General features: G+C 49.3%; 7 protein-coding genes. 3 read left to right on the top strand and 4 right to left on the bottom strand.

Annotated features, from left to right (window positions below; genetic code table 11):
• The coding region (locus C6G87_RS05540; RefSeq protein ID WP_233709033.1) for a methyl-accepting chemotaxis protein at positions 1–999 on the top strand (999 nt) is incomplete at its 5' end.
• A 2-nt stretch (positions 1,000–1,001) separates the two neighbouring features.
• On the opposite strand, the gene C6G87_RS05535 is transcribed toward C6G87_RS05540, so the two are convergent.
• Genes C6G87_RS05535 through C6G87_RS05520 form a run of 4 tightly spaced genes read right to left on the bottom strand, consistent with a single transcriptional unit; the run spans position 1,002 to position 4,187 of the window.
• Positions 1,002–1,964, bottom strand: a complete 963-nt coding sequence (locus C6G87_RS05535) for a transaldolase (RefSeq protein WP_104752530.1) — start codon at positions 1,962–1,964, stop codon at positions 1,002–1,004.
• A 1-nt stretch (position 1,965) separates the two neighbouring features.
• A complete protein-coding gene (locus C6G87_RS05530) occupies positions 1,966–3,297 on the bottom strand; it encodes a UDP-N-acetylmuramoyl-L-alanyl-D-glutamate--2,6-diaminopimelate ligase (RefSeq protein ID WP_104752529.1) in 1,332 nt (443 codons plus the stop codon).
• Complete coding sequence (locus tag C6G87_RS05525; RefSeq protein WP_104752528.1) at positions 3,294–3,908, bottom strand: histidine kinase; 615 nt, start codon at positions 3,906–3,908, stop codon at positions 3,294–3,296. Before C6G87_RS05525 ends, C6G87_RS05530 begins: the two co-directional genes overlap by 4 nt.
• Positions 3,909–3,917: 9 nt before the next feature.
• Entirely contained in the window at positions 3,918–4,187 is a 270-nt protein-coding gene (locus tag C6G87_RS05520) for a NifU family protein (protein ID WP_104752527.1), read from the bottom strand.
• A gap of 89 nt (positions 4,188–4,276) precedes the next feature.
• On the opposite strand from C6G87_RS05520, the gene rsmA reads away from it, so the two are divergent.
• Positions 4,277–5,146: a 16S rRNA (adenine(1518)-N(6)/adenine(1519)-N(6))-dimethyltransferase RsmA gene (gene rsmA, locus C6G87_RS05515; protein WP_104752526.1), complete on the top strand. Its 870-nt coding sequence runs from the start codon at positions 4,277–4,279 to the stop codon at positions 5,144–5,146.
• The gene (locus C6G87_RS05510; RefSeq protein ID WP_233709032.1) at positions 5,139–7,067 is read left to right on the top strand and encodes a ribonuclease J; all 1,929 of its coding nucleotides are present in this window, start codon (positions 5,139–5,141) and stop codon (positions 7,065–7,067) included. The genes rsmA and C6G87_RS05510 overlap by 8 nt, the downstream gene beginning before the upstream one ends.

Here is a 7,067-nt window from a genome sequence, read left to right as displayed (position 1 = left end):
AGGTTTGTAGGAACGGCTTTGGTGTCAGTGGTGCAAAATTTTGCAACCAGCAAAAAAGACCTCACGACCCGTATCGAGATTAAAGGATGCGCGCAAGATGAAATCAGCCTTAGCGCTAATTGTATTAACACCTTCTTAGAACATGTCTGTGCCTTCAATAATGAAATCAAAGGTTATAGCAACAAAAGCCAAGCTTCCGCTTTACAGCTAGAAGATGCCATGTTGCACACCACCAATGCGATTCAAGAGACCACCCAAACCATCACCCAAATTAAAGATGAAGGGGTTGGTCTTTCTAACAGCCTTACCGAAGTAACCTCCAATGTGGAAGAGGTGGTTACTGAATTGTCTAAGGCACTAACTTTATTAGAAGAGAGTAAGAGCAGTGTCAAAACCCTATGCGGGGCGATTGTGGAAAATGTTGCTAACGAAAGAGAATTGAGTTTACAAATTGAAAAGCTAACTCAAAGCGCTAATGATGCCAAGAGCATTTTAGAAACCATCGATGAAATTGCCAAACAAACCGACTTATTAGCCTTAAACGCAGCCATCGAAGCTGCACGGGCGGGCGAACATGGGCGCGGTTTTGCCGTAGTGGCCCAAGAGGTTAGCAATTTGGCTATGCGCACCCAAAAAGCTTTGACAGAGGTTAATGGCACAATTTCTACGATTGTGCAGAATGTGGTTGATGTAGGGGGCAAGATGAATCAACAGACTGCCCGCATCGAAGAGGCAAGCACTTTGAGTGCCAGCGTACAGGAGACTTCGGCTAAAACCTCTGATTATTTAGAAAAGCTTATTGAGCGCGTTAAGGGTGTGAATTTAATCTTCATCAACTTAGGGCATGATACCCAAGCTATCATCAATAAGGTGATTTCTGTACAAGCCTCAGCAAGCAAGACTTTAAAAGATGTTGATGGTATGAAGACTATCATGCAGGAATCTAAAGATCTAGTCCAGCAGATTGCCCATAAAACTAATGACTATAAAACGGCTTAGTGTCATTCAAGGGTTTTTAACAACCCTTTAAACGCCTCTTGAAAGCTAGTTAAACCCGCCTTGAGGAGGGCTTGATAGTGTTGATCCACATCAAAACCCAAACCTTCTAGCTGGCTTACAAGCACAGGGTATTCTAGAATATGGGGGGTGGGGCTTGGGGTGTGATAGTAGGTGTAGAGGGCTTCTAGGGGGGCGGTGTTGATACTATGGGGCATTTTGAGGGCTTGGATGTAGTAATCTTTAGGGAGAGTGGGCTCTTTAACCCCGGTGCTAGCAAAGAGGGGATAGAGGTGGGGGAGATTGAGGCTTTGGATTTTGTGGTAACTTTGTTGCGCGCTAGAGACACCTAGTTGGTGGGCGAGTTGGGCGCGCTGGGCAGTCGAGCTAGGGGCTTGGGCTAAAAAAGCCTCTAGAGCGACATCTAATCGAGACACAAAGATACTGATCACGCATGTATGCCTTGCCTCCTTGAGCGCGAGGGCGCATTCTTGGGCTTGCTGGGGGGAGAAGATCAAGGTGGCGTTAATGGGCATGTGCGCGCTCAAATGCGCCATCGCCTCTAACCCGCTGGGCGTGGCTGGGATTTTGATCATCACATTGGGGCGGGCTAGGGTTTGGTATAAGCGTTCTGCCTCCTGCACACACGCGCTCACATCGCCCTCTAAGAAAGGATCGATCTCTAGACTAATATAGCCTGTGGCTTGGTTTTGATGATAGAGGGGCAAGAGCAAGTCAGCAGCGCGCGCGATGTCTTCAAGGGCTAGGGCTTCATAAAGGGCTTTGGGGGTGTTGGGCTTGTGCGCACTCATCGCCTCCTTATAAGCCTGAGAATGGATAATCGCTTGGGCAAAAAGACTCGGGTTAGAAGTCGCCCCGCTGATACGCTTTAAGGCAAGCAGGTCCACAAAACGGGTTTCTAGAAAATCGCGCTCAATAAAATCACACCAGAGATAAAAATCCTGCATATTAGTCCTTGTGAAAGAAATGGCGCACCAAAGCGCGATCGTCAAAGGGCAAATGCGCCTCCCCCACAATTTGCACGCACTCATCGCCCTTGCCTAAAATGAGCAAGACCTCATCGCCTTGCAATTCGCTTAGGGCTAACTCAATGGCTTTTTTGCGATCGGGCTCCACCACCACGCGATCGCGCAACTCTAAAGCGACCCCGCTTAAAATATCCTCAATAATGGCTAAAGGCTCTTCGGTGCGCGGGTTGTCTGAAGTGATATAGCTTTTCAGGGCGTGCGCGGTGGCTACCTGCCCCATCAACGGGCGTTTGCTCTTGTCGCGATCCCCCCCCGCCCCAAAGACGACCTTAATTTTTTGCGCCTTAAAGCTGTTAAAAATCTGTACAAAGCCATCGGCGGTGTGGGCAAAATCCACCACCACTAGGGGGTTTTGGTGCACCACCTCCATGCGCCCCTCCACCCCTGTAAAATCTCCCACCCGCTCACACAGCGTCTCTAAAGGGGTTTGCGTGAGCGCACGCACGCACAACAACGCCCCCAAGAGATTGTAAAGATTGTGCAAACCCATTAGGGGGGCGTGCACAATGCCCATTTCTGCGTTATTAGGGGCGTTGCGCCGGGATCTGGGATCGGCGCGAAATTCTATATGCGCGCTCAAATCCGGACGCAAACTATAGGCGTTCACGCTCAAATGGGTTTTGCGCTCACAGGCATAGCCATAGGCATTAGCAGGGTTAAAGCGCACATGCGGATCGTCTAAATTGATGATCTTCAAGCCCTCATCGCTGAAGAATTGATTTTTGATCGCGCGGTAGGTCTCTAAATCCTTATGATAATCCAAGTGATCGCTGGTGATATTGGTGTGCACTTTGGCGGCAAACGCCAAGCCCAAAATGCGCCCTTGGGCGATCGCATGGGAGCTTACCTCCATGACAAAATACTCCGCTCCCTCTGCAGTGGCGCGCTCTAGATCGCTATAGAGTTCTAATAAGCTGGGCGTGGTGAGCCCCTTGGGCTTGACTTGTGCGCCCTGAATAAAAAACCCCCTTGTACCTAGCAGGGCGCAAGAATGCCCCAAAGATTGGAGCACATGGGCGATGAGCGCGGCGGTGGTGGTCTTGCCATTGGTGCCCGTGATCCCTATGATTTGCGTCTTTAAATCAAAATAACGCCCCAATTCTTGCGCCTCTAAACAGGGCGTATTGGGGGGGATAAAGCGCGCATTGCTCGGAGTTTTTACCAACAAAACCCCTTCTGTGATCTCTTTAGTGTCATCGCTTAGGGCGTGAAAGGTTTGATCCTTGAAGTACACGCGCTTAGAGAGGATCATTTGTCCTCCCGATGCGCCTTTTCTAAGCGCAACGCCTTTTGCAACAACGCCATCACGCGCGGGTCATACCAAAGCAATTCGCGCATGTTTTCAATGTAGGCAATGGACATGTCATAGAATTGGTGATCCACTAGATTTTCTAAAAACTCGTAAAAATCCTCTTTGCGCTCAAAGATGACTTTAGTGCTAAACATCAAATTCTCAAAGACTTCTTTAAAGTCCTTGCCCGCGCACATCGCCTTGAAGTCGGCGTATAAGATCCCATCTAAACTCTCTGCCTTGAGCTGGTTTTCATACCCAAAGGCTTGCGCCATCTTGCTCAAACTCTCATCAAAGGAGTTAATGAGCTCTAAAATCTGCCCTTGAATGCTGGCTTTATAACGCCGGGGCTGGGAGTGCAAGAGATTTTGATAGAGTTCATAAAAGCTATGCGCCTCTTTGGGGAAGTCTAGGGCGATGTCGCTGAGCAACAAGCCGATTTTGGCATGCGCGTCTAGGGGGTCTAAAAAGAGGGCTTGGGAGCATAAAAACAGGGCTCTAAAATACTGCTTTTGCAAGAAAGCCTTGTAGCCCTGCGTGAGCAAGGATCGCTTTTTAGGGTCGTTATTCAAAGGGTCGCCTTAGGGGAAGAGTTCTTGATACTGCTCTTTGGACACATGCACCACCTGCATATCCGGGTGAATCTCCTCTTGCAAACAGCGTTCAATCCCGAATTTAAGCGTGTTAGAACTGGCTGCACAGCCCTTACACGCCCCCACTAAGGACACATACACCTTAGCGTTTTTAATCCCTAACAAGACCACATCGCCCCCATCTCTTAGCAGCATGGGGCGCACCTTTTCCAAGGCTTTTTCTACGGGTTTTTGTAATTCTTGATCGCTAAAGACCATTGTATTCTCCTTAAAGCGTTGCATTATAACCTAATCGGGGTGTTTAAGCTAGCCCATGTTACAATAAATCAGAGAATGCAAGGTTGGTCATGGCGTTGTTGGGGCAACATTTTTTGCACGATGCCTATTATTTGGATCAGATCTTACAATCCGTCCCCTACACGCACTTTAGCGATGCGGTGCAGATGGTGGAGATAGGGGTTGGCTTGGGAGATCTCACCACTAGGCTTTTAGATAGGCTGGGCTCTAAGACTTTGATCGCCTATGAAGTGGACAAGGCGCTAGCCACAAGGCTACAACACAGGCTTTGTGCTCAGGCGCGGGCGCGCTTAAAGTTGGTGGTGGGCGATGTGATGGAGTATAAAGGGGTTGGAGATGGCGCATGCGATGTCTTGGCACAGACCGGGCTTAGATTGCCCCGGAGTGGATTTTTACACTCTGAACCCTATTTTTTGGTCTCCAATCTGCCCTATTACATCGCCACGCCCATCATCGCCCACGCGCTCAAAGATAGCTTGTGTGTCGGGTTGGTGGTGATGACCCAGCTAGAAGTGGGTTTGAAATTCTGCGCCCCCTATGGGAGTAAGGATTATGGCGCGCTGAGTGTGCTTTGCGCGCTGGTGTGCGCTAAAAGGGAGCTGTGTTTTGAAGTGCCCAAAGAAGCCTTTAACCCGCCCCCCAAAGTGCGCTCCAGCGTGATCGCTTTACTCAAGCACCCCTTGCAAGCTTGTACCAACCCCCTAGATGTCGCCCATTTAGAAACCACGCTCCAGCACTGCTTTAAAGCCAACCGCAAGACTTTGAGCAATAATCTCAAGGGGGTTTACCCCGTGCAGGGTTTTCTAGCCCAGCGCGCTCTTAAGCCCCAAGCGCGCCCCCACGAGTTGAGCCCCACAGACTACCTAGAACTAGCCCGCGATCTCACCCAACAATCTCATTTAGGAGTTTTTTATGGATAAACCCATTGACGACCAAGAACACAACCAAACCCCCTCCAATAATCCCCAAACCCCCCCGCGCAACACCCCGCACAAATCACGCCCTAACCGCATCAAACAGGGCAGGGGTAACCACACCCCAGAACAGGCCGGGGTGAAAAACATCACTAAGGCAAATGAAAGAGGCAATTTGGGCTTTCATAAAGAGCTCAAGGCGGGCGTGGAGACCAATAACAAGATTCACATCAACCATTTAAACCCGCATTATAAATTAGATCTCAATGTCAAAGCCCGCATTAAGATCACCCCCTTAGGCGGGCTAGGAGAAATTGGGGGCAATATGATGGTGCTTGAAACCATGCAACAGGCGATTATCATTGATGTGGGCATGAGTTTCCCTAGCGAGGACATGCACGGGGTGGACATCTTGATCCCGGATTTTAGCTACTTGCACAGCATTAAGGATAAAATCGTGGGCGTGCTCATCACCCATGCCCATGAGGATCATATCGGGGCGGTCCCCTACTTGTTTAAAGAAATGCAATTCCCCCTCTATGGCACGCCTTTGAGTTTGGGGATGATCGGGAATAAATTTGACGAACACGGCTTGAAGAAATTCAAGAGTTTCTTTAAGATTGTGCAAAAACGCCAGCCCATTCAAATTGGTGAATTTACCGTGGAGTGGATCCACATCACGCATTCTATCATTGATGCGAGCGCGCTAGCCATCCAAACTAAGGTGGGCACGATCATCCACACGGGCGATTTTAAAATTGATCACACCCCAGTGGACAAATTGCCCAGCGATCTCTACCGCCTGGCTCATTATGGCGAGCAGGGGGTGATGTTGCTGCTTAGCGATAGCACCAATTCTTATAAACCGGGCATTACCCCTAGTGAGAGCAGTGTGGGACCCGTCTTTGAAAATCTCTTTAAGAACGCCAAAGGGCGCGTGATCATGAGCACCTTCTCTTCTAATATCCACCGGGTGTATCAAGCCATTCAGCACGCTATCCAGCACAACCGCAAGGTCGCGGTGATCGGGCGTTCTATGGAGAAAAACCTAGACATCGCTAGAGAGTTGGGTTATATCCATCTGCCCTTTAAAACCTTCATTGAAGCCCATGAAGTGGAGAAATACCCCGATCATGAGGTTTTCATTGTAACGACCGGCTCACAGGGGGAAACCATGAGCGCGCTCTATCGCATGGCAACCGATGAGCACCGCCACATTAGCATTAAGCCTAGCGATCTAGTCATCATCTCGGCTAAGGCGATCCCGGGCAATGAAGCCAGCGTTTCTAGCATTTTGAATTTGCTCATGAAAAAAGACGCCCAAGTGGTACACCACGCCTTTGATATTCATGTGAGCGGGCATGCCGCCCAAGAGGAGCAAAAGCTGATGTTGCGCCTCATCAAACCTAAGTTTTTCTTGCCCGTGCATGGGGAGTATAACCATGTCGCCAAGCACAAAGAAACCGCCATGGCATGTGGGATCCCTGAGAGGAATATCTACCTGATGGAGGATGGGGATCAAGTGGAGGTTAATCCTAACTTCATGCGCAAGGTCAAGAGCATTAAGAGCGGGAAACACTATGTGGACAACACCAACAATGTCAGCATTGAGCAAAAAATCGTGGACGAACGCTTGGAGATTGCCAGTGCGGGCTTGCTCAGCGCGGTGCTCTTCATCTCTAAAGAAGCCCAAAGCTTGATGCCCCAGTCTAAGATTAGCAGTGTGGGGATTGTCAATCTCAAAGAAGAACGCCATTTTCTAGAGGACTTGCAGGATTCTTTGGGCTTGCACATCAAGGCGTTGCGTCAAGATGTACTGAGCAATACCAAGCATTTAGATGAGAGTGTGCGGCATTTCTTGCGTAAAGCCCTGTTCAAGCACACCAAGAAATACCCCGCCATTGTTAGCCATGTGTTTGTGAGCTAG

The sequence above is a fragment of the Helicobacter baculiformis genome (assembly GCF_900197685.1).
In the GTDB taxonomy this organism is placed as follows: Bacteria; Campylobacterota; Campylobacteria; order Campylobacterales; family Helicobacteraceae; genus Helicobacter; species Helicobacter baculiformis.
This window is presented reverse-complemented; position numbering and strand designations above follow the sequence as displayed.

Coding starts and splice junctions, on each gene's coding strand:
- C6G87_RS05535 (WP_104752530.1), bottom strand. CDS start 1,964: ATGCAGGATTTTTATCTCTGGTGTGATTTTATTGAGCGCGATTTTCTA.
- C6G87_RS05530 (WP_104752529.1), bottom strand. CDS start 3,297: ATGATCCTCTCTAAGCGCGTGTACTTCAAGGATCAAACCTTTCACGCC.
- C6G87_RS05520 (WP_104752527.1), bottom strand. CDS start 4,187: ATGGTCTTTAGCGATCAAGAATTACAAAAACCCGTAGAAAAAGCCTTG.
- rsmA (WP_104752526.1), top strand. CDS start 4,277: ATGGCGTTGTTGGGGCAACATTTTTTGCACGATGCCTATTATTTGGAT.
- C6G87_RS05510 (WP_233709032.1), top strand. CDS start 5,139: ATGGATAAACCCATTGACGACCAAGAACACAACCAAACCCCCTCCAAT.